The following is a 337-nucleotide window of genomic DNA, read 5'->3' on the forward strand; positions in this document are numbered from 1 at the left end:
ACCTCAGCCTCGGAGGGTACTGGGGGGCAAGGCGGCAGCGGTCCGCATGCTCGAGGTGGAGGATGGGGCGGCCGATCGAACCAGCCCGGTAATGACGGCACCAAAGGGGCCAATGGTGTCGCAAAGGGCTGGATTTGGGCACCCGGTAACTTTGGCCATGATGGGGGAAGTGGCGGTGGCGGTGGTGGCGGTGGTGTTATGTCCACACTTCTGTCAGGGCGCCTTTATGATATCTCCACCCCCATTACTGGCGGCATTGGCGGCATTGGCGGCAATGGTGCCAAAGGCGGAATTGGTTACTCCGCAGCAATTTTACCATTTTCTGCATTTTGGGATG

Annotated in this window: 1 pseudogene; it reads left to right on the top strand. The window is 59.6% G+C overall.

Going from position 1 to position 337, the window contains the following annotated elements:
• A pseudogene (locus CEV32_RS23550) lies at positions 1-337 on the top strand (hypothetical protein); the annotation flags it as partial.

The sequence above is a fragment of the Brucella rhizosphaerae genome (assembly GCF_002252475.1).
In the GTDB taxonomy this organism is placed as follows: Bacteria; Pseudomonadota; Alphaproteobacteria; order Rhizobiales; family Rhizobiaceae; genus Brucella; species Brucella rhizosphaerae.